The 22,389-nt window shown below is 54.2% G+C and carries 16 protein-coding genes; 3 read left to right on the top strand and 13 right to left on the bottom strand.

Annotation, left to right across the window (positions count from 1 at the left end):
* Positions 1-178: 178 nt before the first annotated feature.
* A complete protein-coding gene (gene malT, locus WB371_RS10010; RefSeq protein WP_336219921.1) occupies positions 179-2,884 on the top strand; it encodes an HTH-type transcriptional regulator MalT in 2,706 nt (901 codons plus the stop codon).
* 49 nt (positions 2,885-2,933) lie between these two features.
* Here malT and WB371_RS10015 read toward each other — a convergent pair whose 3' ends face one another.
* The 3 genes from WB371_RS10015 to glpE all read right to left on the bottom strand — a co-directional run bounded on the left by WB371_RS10015 (position 2,934) and on the right by glpE (position 4,940).
* A complete protein-coding gene (locus WB371_RS10015; RefSeq protein WP_206163983.1) occupies positions 2,934-3,692 on the bottom strand; it encodes a DeoR/GlpR family transcriptional regulator in 759 nt (252 codons plus the stop codon).
* Between the two features lie 15 nt (positions 3,693-3,707).
* Positions 3,708-4,538, bottom strand: a complete 831-nt coding sequence (glpG, locus tag WB371_RS10020) for a rhomboid family intramembrane serine protease GlpG (protein WP_336220182.1) — start codon at positions 4,536-4,538, stop codon at positions 3,708-3,710.
* Between the two features lie 75 nt (positions 4,539-4,613).
* Positions 4,614-4,940 (bottom strand): thiosulfate sulfurtransferase GlpE, encoded by a 327-nt coding sequence (glpE, locus tag WB371_RS10025; protein WP_336219922.1) that lies wholly within the window; start codon positions 4,938-4,940, stop codon positions 4,614-4,616.
* A 197-nt stretch (positions 4,941-5,137) separates the two neighbouring features.
* On the opposite strand from glpE, the gene glpD reads away from it, so the two are divergent.
* The gene (gene glpD / locus WB371_RS10030) at positions 5,138-6,646 is read left to right on the top strand and encodes a glycerol-3-phosphate dehydrogenase (protein ID WP_336219923.1); all 1,509 of its coding nucleotides are present in this window, start codon (positions 5,138-5,140) and stop codon (positions 6,644-6,646) included.
* Between the two features lie 87 nt (positions 6,647-6,733).
* Here glpD and glgP read toward each other — a convergent pair whose 3' ends face one another.
* From glgP to asd, 6 genes are all read right to left on the bottom strand, one after another.
* Positions 6,734-9,181, bottom strand: coding sequence for a glycogen phosphorylase (gene glgP, locus WB371_RS10035; RefSeq protein WP_336219924.1), 2,448 nt, complete (start codon positions 9,179-9,181; stop codon positions 6,734-6,736).
* Positions 9,182-9,200: 19 nt separating this feature from the next.
* Complete coding sequence (glgA, locus tag WB371_RS10040) at positions 9,201-10,634, bottom strand: glycogen synthase GlgA (RefSeq protein WP_336219925.1); 1,434 nt, start codon at positions 10,632-10,634, stop codon at positions 9,201-9,203.
* A gap of 2 nt (positions 10,635-10,636) precedes the next feature.
* Positions 10,637-11,929, bottom strand: a complete 1,293-nt coding sequence (gene glgC / locus WB371_RS10045; protein WP_336219926.1) for a glucose-1-phosphate adenylyltransferase — start codon at positions 11,927-11,929, stop codon at positions 10,637-10,639.
* A gap of 17 nt (positions 11,930-11,946) precedes the next feature.
* Positions 11,947-13,920 (bottom strand): glycogen debranching protein GlgX, encoded by a 1,974-nt coding sequence (glgX, locus tag WB371_RS10050; RefSeq protein ID WP_336219927.1) that lies wholly within the window; start codon positions 13,918-13,920, stop codon positions 11,947-11,949.
* On the bottom strand, positions 13,917-16,103 hold the full coding sequence (gene glgB / locus WB371_RS10055; protein ID WP_336219928.1) for a 1,4-alpha-glucan branching enzyme: 2,187 nt from the start codon (positions 16,101-16,103) through the stop codon (positions 13,917-13,919). Before glgB ends, glgX begins: the two co-directional genes overlap by 4 nt.
* Positions 16,104-16,438: 335 nt before the next feature.
* Positions 16,439-17,545: an aspartate-semialdehyde dehydrogenase gene (gene asd / locus WB371_RS10060; RefSeq protein ID WP_336219929.1), complete on the bottom strand. Its 1,107-nt coding sequence runs from the start codon at positions 17,543-17,545 to the stop codon at positions 16,439-16,441.
* Positions 17,546-17,734: 189 nt separating this feature from the next.
* Between asd and yhgN the strand changes: the two genes are divergently transcribed.
* Complete coding sequence (gene yhgN / locus WB371_RS10065) at positions 17,735-18,328, top strand: NAAT family transporter YhgN (protein ID WP_336219931.1); 594 nt, start codon at positions 17,735-17,737, stop codon at positions 18,326-18,328.
* Positions 18,329-18,419: 91 nt separating this feature from the next.
* Here yhgN and gntU read toward each other — a convergent pair whose 3' ends face one another.
* The 4 genes from gntU to WB371_RS10085 all read right to left on the bottom strand — a co-directional run bounded on the left by gntU (position 18,420) and on the right by WB371_RS10085 (position 22,276).
* Positions 18,420-19,760 carry a gluconate transporter gene (gntU, locus tag WB371_RS10070; RefSeq protein WP_336219932.1) on the bottom strand — a complete coding sequence of 447 codons (1,341 nt, stop codon included), beginning with the start codon at positions 19,758-19,760 and terminating at the stop codon, positions 18,420-18,422.
* Between the two features lie 3 nt (positions 19,761-19,763).
* Entirely contained in the window at positions 19,764-20,291 is a 528-nt protein-coding gene (gntK, locus tag WB371_RS10075) for a gluconokinase (protein ID WP_336219934.1), read from the bottom strand.
* A gap of 138 nt (positions 20,292-20,429) precedes the next feature.
* A complete protein-coding gene (gntR, locus tag WB371_RS10080) occupies positions 20,430-21,425 on the bottom strand; it encodes a gluconate operon transcriptional repressor GntR (RefSeq protein WP_336219935.1) in 996 nt (331 codons plus the stop codon).
* Between the two features lie 155 nt (positions 21,426-21,580).
* Positions 21,581-22,276, bottom strand: coding sequence for a pirin family protein (locus WB371_RS10085; RefSeq protein ID WP_336219936.1), 696 nt, complete (start codon positions 22,274-22,276; stop codon positions 21,581-21,583).
* Between the last annotated feature and the right edge of the window lie 113 nt (positions 22,277-22,389).

Here is a 22,389-nt window from a genome sequence, read left to right on the forward strand (position 1 = left end):
CGACTTAATGAAAGCGGTTTCTGTTACTGTTATTAAGATTTGTGACATAGTGCAAATTCAGAAACACTAAAAACCCACTTAACTTGCAATAAGATGTTTTCTGACCGACCTTATATCTATTAATTACGAAGCGCAAAAAAAATCGCACCTCCCCATTTGCCACAGTGAAATGTTAACTATGTTGATTCCGTCTAAACTAAGTCGTCCGGTTCGACTCGACCATACGGTGGTCCGTGAGCGCCTGTTGGCTAAACTTTCCGGCGCGAACAATTTCAGGTTGGTCCTGATCACAAGTCCTGCAGGTTATGGGAAAACCACGCTTATTTCACAATGGGCTGCGGGCAAGAACGAACTGGGCTGGTACTCCCTGGATGAGGGAGATAACCAACAGGAACGTTTTGCCAGCTATCTGATTGCCGCTGTGCAACAGGCCACCAACGGCCACTGCACCACCAGCGAAGTGATGGTGCAAAAACGTCAGTATGTCAGCCTGACTTCGCTTTTTGCTCAATTGTTTATTGAGCTGGCGGAGTGGCATCGCCCGCTGTATCTGGTTATCGACGATTATCATCTGATCACTAACCCGGTGATTCATGAATCTATGCGCTTTTTCCTGCGCCACCAGCCTGAAAATCTTACGCTGGTGGTGCTGTCGCGAAATTTACCGCAGTTAGGCATCGCCAACCTGCGCGTGCGCGATCAGCTTCTGGAGATTGGCAGTCAACAACTGGCCTTTAATCATCAGGAAGCGAAACAATTTTTTGACTGTCGTTTGTCCTCCCCTATCGAAGCCGCCGAAACCAGCCGGATGTGTGACGATGTGGCAGGTTGGGCAACCGCATTACAGCTTATCGCCCTCTCCGCGCGACAAAATAACCACTCGGCACATCAGTCTGCGCGCCGCCTGGCCGGGATCAATGCCAGCCATCTGTCTGATTATCTGGTCGATGAAGTGCTGGACAACGTCGATGTCAGCACCCGCCACTTTCTGCTCAAAAGTTCGGTGTTACGTTCGATGAACGATGCGCTGATCGTTCGCGTAACAGGTGAAGAAAACGGTCAGATGCGCCTGGAGGAGATCGAACGTCAGGGGCTATTTTTGCAGCGGATGGATGATACCGGTGAATGGTTCAGCTACCACCCCCTGTTTGGCAGTTTTCTGCGTCAACGCTGTCAGTGGGAACTGGCGACGGAATTACCTGATATTCATCGTGCTGCCGCAGAGAGCTGGATGGCGCAGGGTTTCCCCAACGAAGCCATCCACCACGCGCTGGCGGCGGGTGATGCGCATATGCTGCGCGATATTTTGCTCAACCACGCATGGGGGCTGTTTAATCACAGCGAGCTGGCATTACTGGAAGAGTCATTACAAGCGCTGCCGTGGGAAAGTCTGCTGGAAAACCCGCGTCTGGTGTTACTCCGGGCCTGGCTGATGCAGAGTCAGCATCGCTACAGTGAAGTGAACACATTGCTGGCGCGTGCCGAACAAGAGATTCAGGATGTGATGGACAGCACGCTGCACGCCGAATTTAACGCGCTCCGTGCTCAGGTAGCGATAAATGACGGCAACCCAGAGGAGGCGGAACGCCTGGCGAAACTGGCGCTGGATGAACTACCTGTTGCCTGGTTCTACAGTCGAATTGTCGCCACATCCGTACATGGCGAAGTGCTGCACTGTAAAGGCGATCTCTCTCGCTCTCTGACGCTTATGCAGCAAACCGAGCAGATGGCGCGCCATCATGATGTCTGGCACTACGCGCTCTGGAGTCTGCTGCAGCAGAGTGAAATTCTTTTTGCGCAGGGCTTTTTACAGGCCGCGTGGGAAACGCAGGAGAAAGCGTTCCAGTTGGTGAAAGAGCAGCACCTCGAACAACTGCCGATGCATGAGTTTCTGGTGCGCATTCGTTCCCAGCTCCTGTGGGCCTGGGCAAGACTGGATGAATCCGAAGCCTCTGCGCGTAAAGGAATAGAAGTGCTCTCCACTTTTCAGCCGCAGCAGCAGTTGCAGTGTCTGGCGCTGTTGGTTCAGTGCTCGCTGGCGCGAGGCGATCTGGACAACGCGCGCACTCATCTCAACCGTCTGGAGAATCTGCTCGGCAACGGTCACTACCATAGCGACTGGATCTCCAACGCCGATAAGGTACGCGTCATTTACTGGCAAATGACCGGCGATAAAAAAGCGGCCGCCAACTGGCTGCGCCATACACCGAAACCGGAGTTCGCCAACAACCACTTCCTGCAAGGTCAGTGGCGTAACATCGCCAGGGCGCAAATCTTGTTGGGTGAATTCGAACCTGCCGAGATCGTGCTGGAAGAACTCAATGAAAATGCGCGCAGCCTGCGTCTGATGAGCGATCTGAACCGTAACCTGCTGCTGCTAAATCAGTTGTACTGGCAAGCGGGGCGGAAAAATGACGCGCAGCGCGTCCTGCTCGACGCTCTGCAACTCGCCAACCGTACCGGATTCATCAGCCATTTCGTGATTGAAGGCGAGGCCATGGCGCAGCAGTTACGCCAGCTCATTCAGTTGAATACTCTGCCGGAACTGGATCAACACCGCGCACAGCGCATTTTGCGCGAAATTAACCAGCATCACCGCCACAAATATGCTCACTTTGACGAAGGGTTTGTCGAGCGCCTGCTCAATCATCCGGAGGTGCCGGAGCTTATCCGTACCAGCCCGCTGACCCAGCGTGAATGGCAGGTTCTGGGGCTAATTTATTCCGGATACAGCAACGAGCAGATTGCCGGAGAACTGGCGGTGGCGTCGACGACGATCAAGACGCACATCCGTAATCTGTATCAGAAACTCGGGGTGGCGCACCGTCAGGATGCGGTACAGCAAGCCCAGCAGTTGTTGAAAATGATGGGCTACGGCGTGTAATTTGGCCCGGTCATGTTCGTACTGGCCGGGCATCCCTTTCATCACCGCGTTAACACAGCTCCAGTTGAATATGGTTATCGGTAATCACCTGGAGCACCCCCGCTGGCGGCATAGTGTCGGTATACACCGCATCCACCAGGCTGATGCTGCCCATGTTCACCATCGCATTACGGCCGAACTTCGAATGGTCCACCACCAGCATGACGTGGCGGGAGTTCTCAATGATCGCGCGCTTGGTGCGTACTTCGTGATAGTCGAACTCCAGCAGTGAGCCATCGCTGTCGATGCCGCTGATCCCCAGAATGCCGAAATCCAGGCGGAACTGGGAAATGAAGTCGAGCGTCGCTTCGCCAATAATTCCGCCATCACGGCTACGCAGTTCGCCGCCCGCGAGAATAATGCGAAAATCCTCTTTCACCATCAGCGTGTTCGCCACGTTGAGGTTGTTGGTCACGATACGCAAATTACTATGGTCGAGCAGCGCGTGCGCCACCGCTTCTGGGGTGGTGCCAATATCAATGAACAGCGTTGAGCCGTTGGGGATCTGCGTGGCGACTTTGCGCGCAATCCGCTCTTTTTCCGCCGTCTGTGTGGCTTTACGATCGTGCCATGGCGTATTGACCGAACTCGACGGCAACGCCGCGCCGCCGTGATGGCGGAGAATCATATTCTGATCGGCCAGATCGTTAAGGTCCCGACGAATCGTTTGTGGACTGACGGAGAAATGCTCCACCAGCTCTTCTGTACTGACGTATCCCTGTTTTTTTACCAGCTCAATGATTGCATCATGTCGTTGTGTTTGTTTCATTGTTATTCCCTGGAACTATGTTCGTTTTCGCGCATTCATCGTATCCGCGAACGCCATTGCCAACCCAACTGCCAGCCCGGCGATATGTGCGCCATTGGCCATCGACATCCCAAACAAATCAAACCATCCGGCGACGATCCAAATCAATGCGAAAATAATCAATCCGCGCTGCAGGTAGATGCCGCTTTGAGGATCGCGCTCGCCACGCAGCCAGACATAGCCCATCAGCGCATAAACAACGCCGGAAAGCCCACCGAACCATGGACCGCTAAATTTATATTGTACGTAGCCACTCAGCAGGGCGCTGATGACGGTAATCACAATCAGTTTGCCGCTGCCTAAACGTTTCTCTACGGCACCGCCAAGATACCACCACCACAGCAAGTTAAAGAGGATATGCATCAGCGAAAAGTGCATGAAGGCGTGCGTAAAGTAACGCCAGACATCGAACTTCAGAGAAGGATCGAACGGCCAGGCCAGCCACACCATCACCGTTTGATCGCCGACGATATTCATGACGATAAACACCAGGATGCAGGCAGCCATGATAAGCCAGGTGACAGGACCCGCACGCTCACGCAGCGTGGCAAGAAACGGAAAACGACGATAATGCAGGCCACTCCCGGTTTGACCAGACTGCCAACTGGCGGCGAGATAGCGCGGATCGCCAGGATTCTCCAGAAAACGCGCCAACTCTGCATGTACGCGTTCGGTCTGCGCTTCGTCCGCCAGCCAGACATCGCTTTGATGATGTTGTTGAATGGTCAGGATAACGCCCTGTGTCGCCATGTAATCCACAAAGGCCTGCGCCACGCGGGGGTTAGCAAAAGAGGTAATCATCAACATTGTTGCTGTCGCTTCATCCACACAAAAGAGGACAGTATATAGAGACTTCATCCTTCCGGCTGCCTCTTTGTTGACCTAAGCTCCGTATGCCACTTCCGCAGGAAAATGACGATGCCAGGCGTCAAATCCGCCGTCAACGCTGTAAACCGCGTCATAGCCTTGCTGGAGCAGATATTGCGCCGCGCCTTTACTGCTGTTGCCGTGGTAGCACATCACCATCACCACGGTGTCGAAATCGTGTTCGCGCATAAACGAACCCAGGGTGTCATTCGTCAGGTGAAACGCCTGTGGGGTATGTCCCATGGCATAACTTTGCGGATCGCGGATATCAACCAGCACTGCCGAGCCCTGTTGCAGCTTCTGGTGAGCTTCTTCGACATTAATACATTCAAACTGATCCATACATTCTCTTCTTTCTGGTGCAGGTGAGGCTTCTCAGGCATGTTACCCCTAAGTTTACGTCGCCACGGGAGTGAAACGCCATAATGTTATATGTATCACTGTAAATTGTTTATTCGATGTTACCAACAGTAAGTTTTTTTGCTATTATGCTCGATAACGAACATTTATGAGCCATAACGAAAGTGAAAGAGGGCAGCATGGAAACCAAAGATCTGATTGTGATAGGTGGAGGCATCAACGGTGCCGGTATCGCGGCAGATGCCGCTGGACGCGGTTTATCCGTGCTGATGCTGGAAGCGCAGGATCTTGCGTGCGCTACCTCCTCTGCCAGTTCTAAACTCATTCACGGTGGCTTGCGCTATCTGGAACACTACGAATTTCGTCTGGTCAGCGAAGCGCTGGCTGAACGTGAAGTGCTGTTGAAAATGGCTCCACACATTGCCTTCCCGATGCGTTTTCGTTTACCGCACCGTCCGCACCTGCGTCCGGCGTGGATGATCCGCATTGGCCTGTTTATGTACGATCACCTGGGTAAACGCACCAGTTTACCGGGCTCTACCGGGTTGCGTTTTGGCGCAGAGTCAGTGCTGAAACCTGAAATCGTGCGCGGTTTCGAATATTCTGACTGCTGGGTAGATGATGCACGTCTGGTGCTGGCAAATGCCCAGATGGTGGTACGTAAAGGTGGGGAAGTGTTGACCCGCACTCGCGCAACCTCCGCGCGCCGCGAAAATGGTCTGTGGATTGTTGAAGCCGAAGATATCGACACCGGTAAGAAATACACCTGGCAGGCGCGCGGGCTGGTTAACGCCACCGGTCCGTGGGTGAAAGAGTTCTTCGACGAAGGCATGCATCTGCCTTCGCCGTACGGCATTCGCCTGATCAAAGGCAGCCACATCGTGGTGCCGCGCGTCCACTCGCAAAAACAGGCCTACATTCTGCAAAACGAAGACAAGCGCATTGTGTTTGTCATTCCGTGGATGGATGAGTTCTCGATCATCGGCACCACTGACGTTGAATATAACGGCGACCCGAAAGCGGTAAAAATCGACGAAAGCGAAATCAATTACCTGCTGAAAGTGTACAACGCGCACTTTAAGAAGCAGCTTGGCCGTGATGATATCGTCTGGACCTACTCCGGTGTGCGCCCGCTGTGCGATGACGAGTCGGATTCACCGCAGGCCATCACCCGTGATTACACGCTGGATATTCATGACGAAAACGGCAAAGCGCCGCTGCTTTCTGTCTTCGGCGGTAAGCTGACGACGTATCGTAAACTCGCCGAACATGCGATGGAAAAACTGTCATCGTACTATCAGGGCATTGGTCCGGCATGGACGAAAGACTGCGTGCTGCCTGGTGGCGAAATCGGCGGCGACCGCGAAGACTACGCGGCGAAACTACGTCGTCGTTATCCTTTCCTGACGGAATCGCTGGCACGCCACTTCTCGCGGACCTACGGCAGCAATACGGAGTGGATCCTCGGTGAAGCGACGACGGTCGCTGACCTGGGCGAAAATTTCGGTCATGAATTCTACGAAGCAGAGCTGAAATATCTGGTGGATCACGAATGGGTTCGCCGCGCGGACGATGCGCTATGGCGTCGCACGAAAGAAGGCATGTGGCTCAACGCCGAACAGCAGTCCCGCATGACCCAGTGGCTGGCGGCATATATAGAAAAACACCAGCTTTCGCTGGCGTCGTAATGGCAAAATGCCGGATGGCGCTGGCGCCTTATCCGGCCTACTGTTCGAACGTAGGCCGGGCAAGCGAAGCGCCCCCGGCATCGCGACTTACAACCGCACTGGATCGATATGCCAGATGTGGTCAGCATATTCCTTGATGGTCCTGTCAGAGGAGAAGTAGCCCATGTTGGCGATATTGAGCATCGCTTTCGAGGTCCACTCTTCCGGACGACCATACAATTCATCGACCTTGTCCTGACAATCGACATAGCTGCGATAGTCCGCCAGCACCTGATAGTGGTCGCCAAAGTTGATCAGTGAATCCACCAGATCACGGTAGCGCCCAGGTTCATCCGGGCTAAACATACCGCTGCCGATCTGCGTCAGCACCTGATGTAGCTCTTCATCTTTTTCATAGTAATCACGCGGCTTGTAGCCCTGCCTGCGCAGTTCTTCCACCTGTTCCGCCGTGTTACCAAAGATAAAGATATTCTCCTCGCCTACGTGTTCCAGCATCTCGACGTTTGCACCGTCCAGCGTGCCGATGGTCAATGCACCGTTCAACGCAAACTTCATATTACTGGTGCCGGAGGCTTCCGTCCCCGCCAGCGAAATCTGCTCAGACAGATCCGCCGCAGGAATGATCAGTTGCGCCAGACTGACGCTGTAATTCGGGATAAACACCACTTTCAGCTTGTCGCCGATCTGCGGATCGTTGTTGATAACCTTCGCGACATCGTTAATCAGGTGAATAATGTGCTTCGCCATGTAATACGCCGAGGCGGCCTTACCGGCGAAAATATTCACTCGCGGCACCCACTGTGCATCAGGATCGGCCTTGATGCGGTTATAGCGGGTGATGACGTGCAGCACGTTCATCAACTGACGTTTGTACTCGTGAATACGTTTGATCTGGACGTCAAACAGCGATTTCGGGTTTACCACCACATTGAGCTGCTGGGCGATAAAGGTCGCCAGCCGCTTTTTGTTTTCCAGCTTCGCCTGACGCACCGCGTGATTAACCATCGGGAAATCACAGTGCTGTTCGAGTTCGTGTAACTGGCTCAGATCGGTGCGCCATGTGCGACCAATGTTCTCGTCCAGCACTTCAGAGAGCGGCGGATTCGCCACCGCCAGCCAGCGGCGCGGCGTAACGCCATTCGTCACATTGCAAAAACGGGTCGGGAAAATGGCTGCAAAATCGGCGAACAGCGATTGCACCATCAGATTTGAGTGCAGCCCGGAGACACCATTCACCTTATGGCTCACCACGACCGCCAGCCACGCCATGCGCACACGGCGGCCGTTAGACTCATCGATGATCGACGCCCGTCCCAGCAGACCCGTATCGTTCGGATACTGCTCCTGCAATGTTTTCAGGAAGTAGTCGTTGATTTCAAAGATAATTTGCAGATGGCGCGGCAGAATTTTGCCCAGCATGTCCACCGGCCAGGTTTCCAGCGCTTCGCTCATCAACGTATGGTTAGTGTAAGAGAAGACCTGGCAACAGACTTCGAACGCGTCGTCCCAGGTGAACTTATGCTCATCAATCAGCAAACGCATGAGTTCCGGGATCGACAGGACCGGGTGCGTGTCATTCAGGTGAATGGCGATCTTGTCCGCGAGATTGTCGTAGGTTTTGTGCAATTGATAGTGACGGCTAAGGATGTCCTGTACCGTCGAAGAAACCAGAAAATACTCCTGTCGCAGACGCAGCTCACGCCCGGAGTAGGTGGAATCATCCGGATAGAGCACGCGCGATACGTTCTCAGAATGGTTTTTATCTTCCACCGCCGCAAAATAGTCGCCCTGGTTGAATTTACCGAGGTTAATTTCGCTACTGGCTTGCGCATTCCACAAGCGCAAGGTATTCGTGGCGTCGGTATCATAGCCGGGGATAATCTGGTCATAGGCCACGGCGAGGATCTCTTCGGTTTCAATCCAGCGCGTTTTTTTGCCTTCCTGCTGAATACGCCCGCCAAACCGCACTTTATAACGTGTGTTATGGCGCTTAAATTCCCACGGGTTGCCATATTCCAGCCAGTAATCGGGAGACTCTTTCTGCCGGCCATCGACAATATTCTGCTTGAACATTCCGTAGTCATAGCGAATACCGTAACCGCGTCCGGGCAGCCCTAAGGTTGCCAGTGAATCGAGGAAACAGGCGGCCAGTCGGCCAAGACCGCCGTTACCCAGACCGGGGTCATTTTCTTCGTCGATGAGCTCTTCGAGATCTAAACCCATCTCTTCCAGCGCGCCTTTCACATCGTCATAAATGCCAAGCGATAACAAGGCGTTGGAAAGGGTTCGTCCAATCAGAAACTCCATCGACAGGTAATAGACCTGGCGGGTTTCCTGGGACAGTTGGGCACGATTAGAACGCAGCCAGCGCTCCACAAGACGATCGCGCACCGCAAACAGCGTCGCGTTCAGCCATTCATGCTTATTGGCAATGACCGGGTCTTTACCAATCGTGAACATCAGCTTGTAAGCGATAGAGTGCTTAAGCGCTTCGACGCTCAATGTCGGCGATGCATAGGTAAATGGAGCATTCATAATGATGATTCCTGAATATCTATTTCAAGCGATAGTAAAGCTCGCGGTATGACTTCGCCGCGACTTGCCAGCTAAAATCCATCGCCATCGCTTGCCGTTGCACAAACCGCCAGAGCGAAGGTCGAGACCACAACACGAAAGCGCGTCGAATCGCACGCAACAGAGACCAGGCATTGCTGTCCTCAAACACAAACCCACTGGCGATGCCGTCGGCAAGATTTTCCAGTGAACTGTCTGATACGGTGTCCGCCAGCCCACCGGTACGTCGTACCAGCGGCAGCGTGCCGTACTTCAGGCCATAGAGTTGCGTTAAGCCGCACGGCTCAAAACGACTGGGCACCAGGATAACGTCGGCGCCGCCCATGATGCGGTGCGAGAAAGCCTCGTGATAACCAATCTGCACGCCGACCTGGCCGGGATACTCCGCCGCCGCCGCAAGAAAACCTTCCTGCAACACCGGGTCGCCCGCCCCGAGCAGCGCCAGTTGCCCACCCTGCTCCAGCAAACCAGGTAATGCCTCCAGCACCAGATCCAGCCCTTTCTGGCTGGTCAGGCGACTGACGACGGCAAACAGCGGCACTTTGTCGTTAACTTTCAGCCCCATCGCAATCTGGAGCTGGCGCTTATTCTCGGCTTTTTCTTCCAGCGAATCCCGTGTGTAGCGTGATGCCAGCAAGAGGTCTGTTTCCGGGTTCCAGATCTTCTCATCCACCCCGTTCAGCACACCAGAAAGACGCCCTTCACGGTGGCGCTGTTGCAACAGCCCTTCCATACCGTAGGCAAACTGCGGTTCGGTTATCTCCCGCGCATAGGTTGGGCTTACCGCTGTAATATGGTCAGCATAGTACAGACCGGCCTTCAGGAACGAAATCTGACCGTTAAACTCCAGGCCGTGCATGTTAAAGAATGACCAGGGCAACTGGATGTCGTTCATGTGATGAGCATAAAACATGCCCTGATACGCAAGGTTGTGCACGGTAAAGACCGATTTCGCCGGATGACCACGCGCCGCCAGATAAGCAGGCGCCAGACCTGCATGCCAGTCGTGCGCGTGCACCACATCCGGGCGCCAGAATGGGTCAAGGCCACAGGCCATTTCACTGCCCACCCATCCCAACAGGGCAAAACGCAGTACGTTATCGCTATACGCAAACAGGTTCGTATCGTGATACGGGCTCCCCGGACGATCGTAAAGATGCGGGGCATCAATCAGGTAAATACCGACACCGTTGTAATGACCAAACAACAGGCTAATCCTGCCCGCGAAGGTATCGCGACGTGTAACTACCTGCGCATCGGTCACCCCACGGCGGATATCAGGAAAAGCAGGCAGCAGCACGCGGGCGTCCACGCCATCCGCGATTTGCGCCGCCGGTAATGCGCCAATAACATCTGCCAGACCACCTGTTTTCAGCAGGGGGAACATCTCCGAACATACATGTAAAACCTGCATTCTCACTCCTGTTTGACCTGCAGTTTGCGCAGCATTTCACGCGTCACCAGCACAATGCCTTCTTCGGAACGGTAGAAGCGACGGGCATCTTCTTCCGCATTTTCGCCAATCACCATGCCTTCAGGAATAATGCAGGCACGATCGATAATGCATCGGCGCAGGCGACATGAACGCCCCACCCAGACTTCAGGCAACAACACTGCGGAATCAATATTACAGAATGAATTCACCCGCACGCGCGGGAACAGAACGGACTGCACCACCACCGAGCCGGAAATAATACAGCCACCGGACACCAGCGAGTTCAGCGTCATGCCGTGGCTACCAGAGCGGTCCTGGACAAACTTCGCAGGCGGAAGCGATTCCATATGCGTGCGAATCGGCCAGTTCTGATCGTACATATCCAGTTCAGGCGTAACGGAAGCCAGATCGAGGTTCGCTTTCCAGTAAGCCTCCAGCGTTCCGACGTCACGCCAGTACGGTTCAGACTCCGGATCCGACTGCACGCAGGACAATGGGAAAGGATGTGCATAGGCCATGCCAGCTTTGGTGACTGTCGGAATAATATCTTTGCCAAAGTCATGGCTTGATGCGTCGTTGCCGTCATCTTTTTCCAGCAGTTCATAGAGATAATCTGCATCAAAAATGTAGATCCCCATGCTGGCGAGCGATTTGGTTGCATCACCAGGCATCGCAGGTGGATTCGCTGGTTTTTCAACAAATTCAATGATCTTGTCATTTTCGTCGACCGCCATCACGCCGAACGCGCTGGCTTCTTCGATCGGCACCGGCATACAGGCCACGGTGCAGCGCGCCCCTTTTTCAACGTGGTCGATTAGCATGCGCGAGTAATCCTGCTTGTAGATATGGTCGCCAGCAAGGATCACCACGTATTCCGCTTTATAACGGCGGATGATATCGAGGTTCTGCGTCACTGCGTCTGCCGTACCGCGATACCAGTTTTCGCCCTGCATACGTTGCTGGGCTGGCAGCAAATCTACAAATTCGTTCATCTCTTCGCTAAAGAACGACCAGCCGCGCTGAATATGCTGTACCAAAGTGTGAGACTGATATTGCGTGATCACGCCGATACGGCGGATCCCGGAGTTAATGCAGTTCGATAAGGCAAAATCGATAATGCGAAACTTACCGCCAAAGTGAACGGCCGGCTTAGCGCGCTTGTTGGTTAAATCCTTCAGACGAGTGCCACGTCCTCCCGCCAGAATCAGAGCAACTGATTTCAATGGCAACTGGCGCGCCAACATTAAACGGTCGTTCTTCTCTAAACTCACCATGACTAACTCCTTTTTGATCATCTCTGGAACACACACAATCCGTGCGCAGGTCCCGGCCAGACAGCCGTAATTACCGGATTATCCTCTCCGGCAAACGGGGGAACGGCGCGCCACTCCCCTTCAGGTAATACAATTTCCGTTACATCAAGCGTGGCATTAATGGTGATAAGACAGCTTTCCGATAGCAGGATTTGCATCTGCTTCGGCCCGTTTTGCCACTCCTGCGCACTCAATGGTTTTGCATAGCGGTTAAGCCAACGCACGTTTCCATCACCTTCCTCCCACCACTGGTCTCCCACCAGGGCCGGGATTTGCTGGCGCAGGTGAATCAATGCGGCGGTAAAGTCGATTAATCCCTCACTCGCCTGCGACCAGTCCAGCCAGGTCAACGCATTGTCCTGGCAATAAGCATTGTTGTTGCCGTGCTGGCTGTGACCGTGTTCGTCACCAGCCAACAGCATGGGCGTCCCCTGAGAAAGCAAAAGCGTCGTCAACAACGCGTGAACACTGTCGCGCCGACGCTCGATGATCTCCAGCGTACCGCCTAATCCTTCTTTACCATGATTGTTACTGTGGTTGTTGTCGGTTCCGTCCCGATTTTCCTCTCCGTTCGCCTCATTGTGTTTCAGATTGAAACAAACGCAGTCTCTGAGCGTAAAACCGTCATGCGCAGTCACCAGATTGACGGAAGCAGAGGGCTTGCGGCCGTCTCGCTTAAATACATCGCTGGACGCCGCAAACCGTCCGGCAAACTCGCCAAGCGACAGATTTTGCTGTAGCCAGAACCGGCGTGACGCATCGCGAAAATGATCGTTCCATTCCGCAAACGGCGCGGGGAAATTCCCGACCTGATACCCTCCAGCACCAATGTCCCACGGTTCCGCGATGAGTTTCACGCCGGAGAGTACCGGACACTGCCTGATCGCGGTAAACAGCGGCGCATCCTGGCGAAACGCCGGCGTGCGCCCCATAACCGATGCCAGATCGAAACGAAATCCGTCGACGTGACAGGTTTCGACCCAATAGCGCAGACATTCACAAGCGAACTCCACCACACCAGGATGACTGAGATTGAGCGTGTTACCGCAACCGGTCCAGTTGTGGTAATCACCATCCTCCCTGATCCAATAATAGCTACGGTTGTCGATTCCGCGCAGGGAGAAAGTCGGTCCGTCGAGATCCAGCTCGGCGCTGTGGTTGAGTACGATATCGAGAATGACCTCAATACCCGCTCTGTGTAACGCTTTGATGGCGTCACGAAACTCATCCAGCGCGGTCTCAGGCGAGCAGGCATAGGCCGGATGCAGCGCAAATAACGCCACCGGGTTGTAACCCCAATAGTTTGACAACCCCAACCGTTGCAGACGCGGTTCACTGGCGAAATGCGCCACGGGCAGCAGTTCCAGCGCGGTAATACCGAGTCGCTTCAGGTAATCAATCATCACCGGATGGCCGAGGGCTTTGTACGTGCCGCGAAGCTGTGCTGGGATCTGCGGGTGCAGGTACGTTAAGCCTTTGACATGCGCTTCATAGATAACCGTTTTGCCCCACGGCGTACGCGGGGGCGTGTCATCTTCCCAGTCATAGTTTTCAACCGTCACCACCCCCTTCGGCGCAATGGCCGCATTGTCACGCTGATCCGGCGCGTCATAACCCACATGCAGCAACGGATCATCTTTCAACGCGCCCTCCACGCGACGCGCACAGGGGTCGAGAAGCAGCTTCGCCGGATTAAACCAGTGCCCTTGCTCTGGCTGCCACGGTCCATGCACGCGATACCCATAGCGTAGACCAGGGCGGGCATCGGCCAGATAACCGTGCCAGACATCACCGGTACGCCCCGGCAGGTCATAGCGCCGCTCGTTGCCCGAGTCATCAAACACGCACAGTTCAACGCGCTCCGCATGTGCGGAAAAAAGCGTGAAGTTTACGCCGTGCCCGTCATAGGTTGCGCCATGCGGAGTAGCCTTACCGGTGACCAGTTGCGTCATTCACCCTCCCGGACCAGCCAGATGGTCGACAGCGGCGGCAATGTGAGGCTCAGTGATTGCGGACGCCCGTGACTGGTAATGTCGTCGGTATGCACCGCCCCACCGTTACCCACATTGCTGCCGTGGTAGTGCATGGAGTCGGTGTTGAGAATTTCGCGCCATTTGCCCGGCTGGTTAACGCCAAAGCGGTATCCGTGACGCGGCACCGGCGTAAAGTTGCTGGCGACAATAATTTCGTTGCCAGCCTTATCACGGCGGACAAAGATCAGCACCGACCGTTCATGATCGTCAACCACCAGCCATTCAAAACCATAGGGATCGAAGTCGAGCTCATGCAGCGCTTTATGGTGGCGATAGGTCAGGTTGAGATCGCGCACCAGACGCTGAACGCCATGATGCCAGTTATCGCCGCCCTCCAGCAGATGCCAGTCAAGGCTGCTGTCGTGGTTCCATTCGCGCCCTTGGGCAAACTCATTGCCCATAAACAGCAGCTTCTTGCCTGGGAAGGCCCACATCCAGCCGTAATAGGCACGCAGGTTGGCAAACTTCTGCCACGCGTCGCCCGGCATCCGGTCAAGGATGGATTTCTTGCCGTGAACCACTTCGTCATGCGACAGCGGCAGAACAAAGTTCTCGGTGTAGTTGTACAGCATGCCGAAGGTCAGTTTGTCGTGGTGATACTGACGATAAACCGGATCCAGCTTCATGTAGTCGAGGGTGTCGTGCATCCAGCCGAGGTTCCACTTGTACCAGAACCCCAGGCCGCACATGTCCTGTGGACGAGAGACCCCCGCAAAATCCGTCGACTCTTCCGCCATGCTCACCGCGCCCGGCACTTGTTCACCAAGAATGCGGTTGGTATTGCGTAAGAACTCGATCGCTTCCAGGTTTTCACGCCCACCGAATTCGTTCGGGATCCACTCCCCCTGCTTGCGGCTGTAGTCGCGATAAATCATTGATGCCACCGCGTCGACGCGCAGCGCATCAATGCCAAAGCGCTCAATCCAGTAAAGGGCATTACCCACCAGATAGTTGCTGACTTCACGGCGTCCATAGTTGTAGATCAGAGTGTTCCAGTCCTGGTGATAACCTTCGCGCGGGTCACTGTGCTCGTACAGGTTGGTGCCATCAAACTCCGCAAGGCCGAAATCATCAGACGGAAAGTGACCTGGCACCCAGTCAAGAATCACGTTCAGGCCCGCCTGGTGCGCGGCGTTAACGAAGTAACGGAAGTCATCACGCGTCCCAAAGCGACGGGTCGGCGCATACAGTCCGGTAGGCTGATATCCCCAGCTTCCGTCAAAGGGGTGCTCATTTACCGGCAACAGTTCGAGATGGGTAAACCCCATCCACTTCACGTACGGAATAAGCTGGTCGGCGAGCTCGCGATAGCTCAGCCAAAAGTTGTTGTCGGTATGGCGGCGCCACGATCCTAAATGCACTTCATAGATTGAGATAGGTGCATCGAACTGATTCGCCTTTTTACGTTCTTCGGGTTGCACCACTTTTTCAGGCAGACCGCAAATGAGCGAGGCAGTTTCCGGACGCATCTGTGCTTCAAAGGCGTAGGGGTCGGCTTTCACCCGCAAATTGCCGTTGGCGTCGATCATCTCATATTTGTAGAGCTGACCATTCTGTGCGCCGGGGATAAACAGTTCCCAAATCCCGCTCTCTTTACGCAGACGCATCGGGTGGCGACGGCCATCCCAGAAGTTGAATTGTCCCACAACGGAAACGCGACGGGCGTTTGGCGCCCAGACGGAGAAGCGGGTTCCTGTGACGCCATCCATCGTATCCGCATGCGCCCCCAGTGTTTCATAAGGCCGCAGGTGAGTCCCTTCGGACAACAGCCAGGCATCCATATCCTGAATCAGTGGACCAAAACGGTAAGGATCATCAATCAGGTTCTGCTGTCCATGCCAGACAACAGCCAACTGGTAACGAAAAGGATTTTTACGGCGAGGTAATACACCACTGAAAAAACCGCGTGAGTCCAGGCAGTCCAGTTTGCTGACTTTGCGTCCGGTTTTAGGTTCAATAACCCACACTTCGGTGGCGTCAGGTAAAAGCGCGCGGACTTCAAGCCCGGCAGTGGTCTGGTGCATTCCGAGTACGGAAAAAGGATCCGCAAAATGGCCTGCAATTAGCGCATTAATCACGTCTCTATCGATTCGATCGGACATGGTTGTCATCCTGTTTTATGGTGTCGCCCCTCCTACTGATTTTCGACATCAGGCAGCGACACTTTCTTGACCTGAACGGCGCAGCACAATTGTGCATCCTCTCTGCTCCGTCCTACCTTCAGGCAACGCCTTAATACCGTGTGGTATCAGGGCACCCTTAAAGAATAGCCAACGCTTTAATTAACTCCCGTGAAAAGTTGTATCATCTGCGTTTACTCCTGTATTACGCATAAAAAGGGGTGACTCTGCACCCCATGTTTAAACACGACATTTGTCTGCCGGATGGCGGCTTCGCCTTATCCGGCCTACAGGTTCGTGCCACTGGTTACCGACTATTACGCCAGTTGGCGCAACATGCGGCGTAGCGGCTCTGCCGCTCCCCAAAGCAACTGGTCGCCGACGGTGAACGCTGACAGGAACTCCGGTCCCATATTCAGCTTGCGCAGACGTCCAACTGGCGTGGTCAACGTGCCGGTCACGGCCGCTGGGGTTAACTCACGCAGGGTAATATCCCGATCGTTAGGGACCACTTTCGCCCACGGGTTATGCGCGGCAAGCAGTTCCTCAATGGTCGGGATAGACACATCTTTTTTCAATTTAATGGTGAACGCCTGACTGTGGCAGCGCAGCGCACCCACACGCACGCACAGACCATCCACCGGGATCACCGAGGCAGTGTTGAGAATCTTGTTGGTTTCCGCCTGGCCTTTCCACTCTTCACGACTTTGACCGTTATCAAGCTGTTTGTCGATCCAGGGGATCAGGCTTCCCGCCAACGGCACGCCAAAGTTATCGACCGGCAGATCGCCGCTGCGGGTGAGCTGAGTGACTTTGCGTTCGATGTCGAGAATGGCAGAAGAAGGAGTGGCCAGTTCATCAGCCACATGATTGTACAACTGGCCCATCTGATTAAGCAGTTCACGCATATGGCGCGCGCCGCCGCCGGAAGCCGCCTGGTAAGTCGCCACTGAAACCCAGTCCACCAGATTGTTGGCAAACAGGCCGCCAAGCGACATCAGCATCAGGCTGACGGTACAGTTACCGCCGACAAAGGTTTTAATCCCTTTGTTCAGGCCGTCATCAATGACACTCTGGTTAACCGGGTCGAGGATGATGATCGCGTCATCTTTCATGCGTAGCGAAGAGGCCGCGTCAATCCAGTACCCCTGCCAGCCGCTTTCACGAAGCTTTGGATAAATTTCGTTGGTATAATCGCCGCCCTGACAGGTCACGATGATATCGAGCGCCTTTAGCGCCTCCAGATCATAAGCGTCCTGAAGTGTGCCGGTCGCGGTTCCGCCAAACGTCGGAGCCGCCTGCCCGAGTTGGGAAGTAGAAAAGAAAACAGGGCGAATGGCGTCGAAGTCGCGCTCTTCAACCATGCGTTGCATGAGAACAGAGCCGACCATACCGCGCCAGCCGATAAAACCAACATTTTTCATAGCGTTTTTCCTGCAGAGATGTGTGCTGTGTATGTATGCCAGTGTCCTGGTGGCATATCCTTCACCATACAAAATGCAGCCAAAGTCGCAAGTGAAATTAATCAATGATAGCGAAGCCATCAGTAATGCGACTTATCCCGCTGCGCGAGCAAGCAGAAAGTCCGTGGTAATTATCAGGGAATTTGAGTTATGAATGATATTATTTCTGCTGCTGTTTTATTGATCCTGATTATGGATCCGCTCGGAAATCTGCCCATTTTTATGTCCGTACTGAAACATACCGAACCCAAACGCCGTCGGGCGATCATGGTTCGCGAGCTGTTCATTGCGCTGCTGCTGATGCTGATCTTTCTTTTTGCGGGCGAGAAAATTCTGGCATTTCTCAATTTGCGAGCCGAAACGGTCTCCATTTCCGGAGGCATTATCCTGTTCCTGATCGCCATAAAGATGATTTTCCCCAGCGCCTCGGGTAACAGCGCCGGGCTGCCCGCAGGCGAGGAGCCATTTATTGTGCCGCTGGCAATTCCGCTGGTTGCCGGACCAACGATTCTGGCCACGCTGATGCTGTTGTCGCACCAATACCCTAATCAGATGGGACATCTGGTGATTGCTCTGCTGCTGGCCTGGGGCGGCACGTTTGTGATTCTGCTGCAGTCGTCGCTGTTTCTGCGTCTCCTTGGCGAGAAAGGCGTAAATGCGCTGGAACGCCTGATGGGATTGATTCTGGTGATGATGGCGACCCAGATGTTCCTGGATGGTATTCGGATGTGGATGAAGGGATAAAAAATGAAAAAGCCGGGTGACGCTCACCCGGCCTACGGATATGTGCTTCGTATGTAGGCCCGGTAAGCGCAAGCGCCACCGGGCAATACCCTCAGCTCAATAGCTGAAACGCTATCATCCCGACAATGGCACCCACGGTGCCGAGGATGGTTTCCATCATCGTCCAGGTTTTCAGGGTTTGTGCTTCCGTGGCCCCTGTGAATTTCCCGAACAACCAGAAACCGGCATCGTTAACATGGCTGACCACGATTGAGCCACCCGCGATACAGATAGACAGCGCCGCCATCTGCGCACCAGAGAAGTTCAGTTGCTCGATAACCGGCATTACCAGTCCGACCGCCGTTAAGCAGGCTACCGTTGCAGAACCCTGAATAATACGCACCGCCGCAGCCAGCACGAAGCAGGTAAGGGCAATCGGCAACCCCATGCCGGTCAGGGCTTCACCCAGCGCCGGACCCACGCCGGAATCCACCAGAACCTGTTTGAACACGCCGCCCGCGCCAATCACCAGCAGAATAATCCCCGCGGGTTGCAACGCGTGACCGCAGATCTCCATGACTTTATCTTTTGGCATTCCCTGACGCATGGCCAGACCGTAAATCGCCACCAGACAAGCGACCAGAATCGCGGTGAACGGATGACCAATAAATTCAAACCACTGATAAGTCGTAGAACCGACCGGCACAAAACGGGCGGCGATCGTTTTCAACCCAACCAGTACCAGCGGCAGCAGAATCAACGCCAGGCTGAAGCCAAAGGAGGGCATTTTGCCCTCGCCGAGGTGCGGTTCGGTAATGTCATCAGGAATGTTCAGTTCAACGAAGCGGCCGATAAAGTTGCCCCACAGCGGCCCGGCAATAATCATCCCCGGTATCGCAGCACACAGGCCAATCAGAATCATCCAGCCGAAGTCAGCGTTCATCTGGGATGCGAGCAGCATCGGCGCAGGCCCCGGCAGAAGAAATGCCGCTGCCGCCGCCACGCCCGCAAACAGCGGGATCACCAACTTCACAAGGTTCGTCCCGGTGTGGCGCGCCATTGAAAACGCGACGCTAATCAGCAGCACGATTGCCACTTCAAAGAACAGCGGCAGCGCGCAAATCAGCCCTGCCAGCCCGATCGCATAATGCGCGCGGCTGTGGCCGAAGGATTTCAGCATCTTGACGGCAATCTGATCGACTGCGCCCGTTTCATGCAAAATCTTGCCGAACATAGCTCCGAGCGCGACCACAATCGCCAGGAAACCCAGCGTACCTCCCATCCCTTTTTCCATTGTCGCCGCGATTTTATCGAGCGGCATACCGGAAAAGAGACCTGCACCAATAGACACCACCATCAAAGCAACGAAGGCGTGCATACGCGCCTTCATCACTAAAAACAGCAGCAGTAAAACAGAACCCACTGCTGTTAAAACAAGCGTTAATGTACTCAAAATTTACTGCCTTTTATTAATGACCTCGATGGTGCTGGCAACAACCCCTTCCAGTGGCTGATCGATATCCACCACCAGGACGTCTTTTTCATCAGCGCCAGGCTCCTGCAACGTTTCGAACTGCGTCACCAGCATCTGGGTTTTGAAGAAATGGCCTTTGCGCGCCTTCAGACGGCTTTCGATCACGTCGAAATCGCCTTTCAGGTAGATGAAAGAGAGGTTGGGATTACCGTCACGCAGCAGGTCACGGTAGTGTTTTTTCAGTGCGGAACAGACAATCAGCGAAACCTTGTTGGTACGCTGCATCGCAAACGCGGCGTCATTCAGCGCCTGCAACCACGGTTTACGGTCATCATCATTGAGCGGCTCACCGGACGCCATTTTCTCGATGTTGCGACGCGGATGAAGAAAATCGCCATCAAGAAACGCGGCATGCAGTTGATGCGCCACTTCACTGGCGACAGCGGATTTACCGCTACCGGATACGCCCATCAGAACGTAAATGTGGTGATCATGATTCGTCGTGCTCAAAGTGGGCCCCCACAGTACTAAAGTCAGAAATTGTTACGGGTAACAGTTATCGGTAACATTGTCCGGCCGGACCAAAACATAAGCAATATCCAAACGTGCGAGAAGTGAATAAGTGTGAGCTACTTCAAACTTGTTGGGTTAAATAGATCCACCCGGTGACAAGGTGAAACCTAAATCTAACATTTTCGGCGTAACGCTTTCTCCACGGATGCGCGCCAGCAAGCGCTCTGCGCCAATGCTGCCCATTCGCTCACGGGGTGTCAGTACGCTGGCCAGACGCGGTTCCATCACCTGGCCGATATCATGACCGTGGAAACCGGCAATCGCCATGTCGTCCGGGATCCGCAGCCCTAAACGCTGACATTCAAAAGCCGCCCCCACCGCCAGGTCATCGTTAGTACAGAAGATACCGTCCAGTTGCGGGTACTCACGACGCGCCTGACGAATCAACTCAATCCCCGAAGAGTAAGAAGAGGATTGCTCCACCATCACACTGTAAGGTGTCAGACCTGCATCCAGCATCGCCTGTTCATAGCCCTTCTGTTTTATGATAGTACGTTCATCGAGACGCGCCCCCAGATAAGCGATGTGACGGTGACCCCGGGCGATAATCGCCGCGGTCATCTGACGTGCCGCTTCAAAGTTGTCAAAGCCGACGGCAATATCAAGGCAAGGTGACTGGCTGTCCATCAGTTCAACCACCGGAATCCCTGCCACCTCAATCATTTTCAACGTGCGTGGGGTGTGAGTACGCTCAGTCAGGATCAGGCCGTCAATATTCCACGAGAGCATCGATTCCAGCCGTTCCTGCTCCATCTCAGGTTTGTAACCGTAGTGCGCCAGCATGGTTTGATAGCCATGCGCATCCGTCACGGCCTCAATGCCGCGAAGCACTTCAGCAAATACCTGGTTGGTTAACGATGGCAGCAGAACGCCAATGGCCCGGCTGGTGGCGTTGGAGAGAATATCAGGCGCGCGATTGGGAATGTAACCCAGTTCATCGAGTGCAGCAGCGATCTTGCCCCGCAGTGCAACGGAAACTTGCTCCGGATTACGCAAAAAACGGCTAACCGTCATTTTGGTCACGCCGACACGGTCAGCGACATCCTGAAGTACGGGTCTTTTCTTTTTCATCGTCCTGAAGCGTTAAAAAGGGATAGATTTGCCCAGTTTACCACGGACGAGAGCAATTAATGACAAACGATAACAAGCCGGATAGCAACATTTTCATGTCACATCCGGCCCGTAGGCCCGGTAAACGCAGCGTCACCGGGCAATCTTATGTCGGGTTATACCGGCGGCAGGTCAAACAGTAACACTTCGCTGTCACTGTCGGCGTGAATTGACAGTGCCTGCTCATCCCAAATCGCCAGGCCATCGCTGGTGGTCGCTTTGGTGCCGTTAATGCTCACCTCACCTTTTACCACCTGGATCCAGACGCGGCGTTCAGCGGCAATTTGATGAACTGACTGCTCACCTTTCACCAGCGCCCAGCGATACAGTTCCATATCCTGGTACACTTTCAGCGAACCGTCGCGCGCATCCGGTGACAGCACCAGTTGTTTGCCCTGCACAGCATCAAAGCGGCGCTGTTCGTAACGCGGCGTGATACCGGTTTTTTCCGGAATGATCCAGATCTGATACAGACGCAGACGATCGGTTTCACTCGGATTGTACTCAGAGTGACGGATCCCGGTACCCGCGCTCATAATCTGGAACTCACCCGCCGGAACCTGCTCTTTGTTACCCATACTGTCTTTGTGCTCAACGGCACCTTCCAGTACGTAAGTCAGAATTTCCATGTCTTTGTGCGGGTGCGTACCGAAACCCTGACCGGCTTCGATCACATCGTCGTTAATCACGCGCAGTGCCGAGAAGCCCATAAAGTTTGGATCGTAATAATCGGCAAACGAGAAGGAATGCCAGGAGTCCAGCCAGCCATGATTTGCGTGGCCACGTTCGTTTGCTTTGCGTAAGTAGATCATTGTGTTCACCCCCAGATGTTTTCGATGGAGTCAGTGTGGACTCAATTGACCAGGGATGATAGAGGGTGAAAATTGACTCCTCTGTTCAAAAAATATGAACAAGCTCAGAGGAG

This window comes from Citrobacter amalonaticus (assembly GCF_037053465.1).
In the GTDB taxonomy this organism is placed as follows: Bacteria; Pseudomonadota; Gammaproteobacteria; order Enterobacterales; family Enterobacteriaceae; genus Citrobacter_A; species Citrobacter_A amalonaticus_H.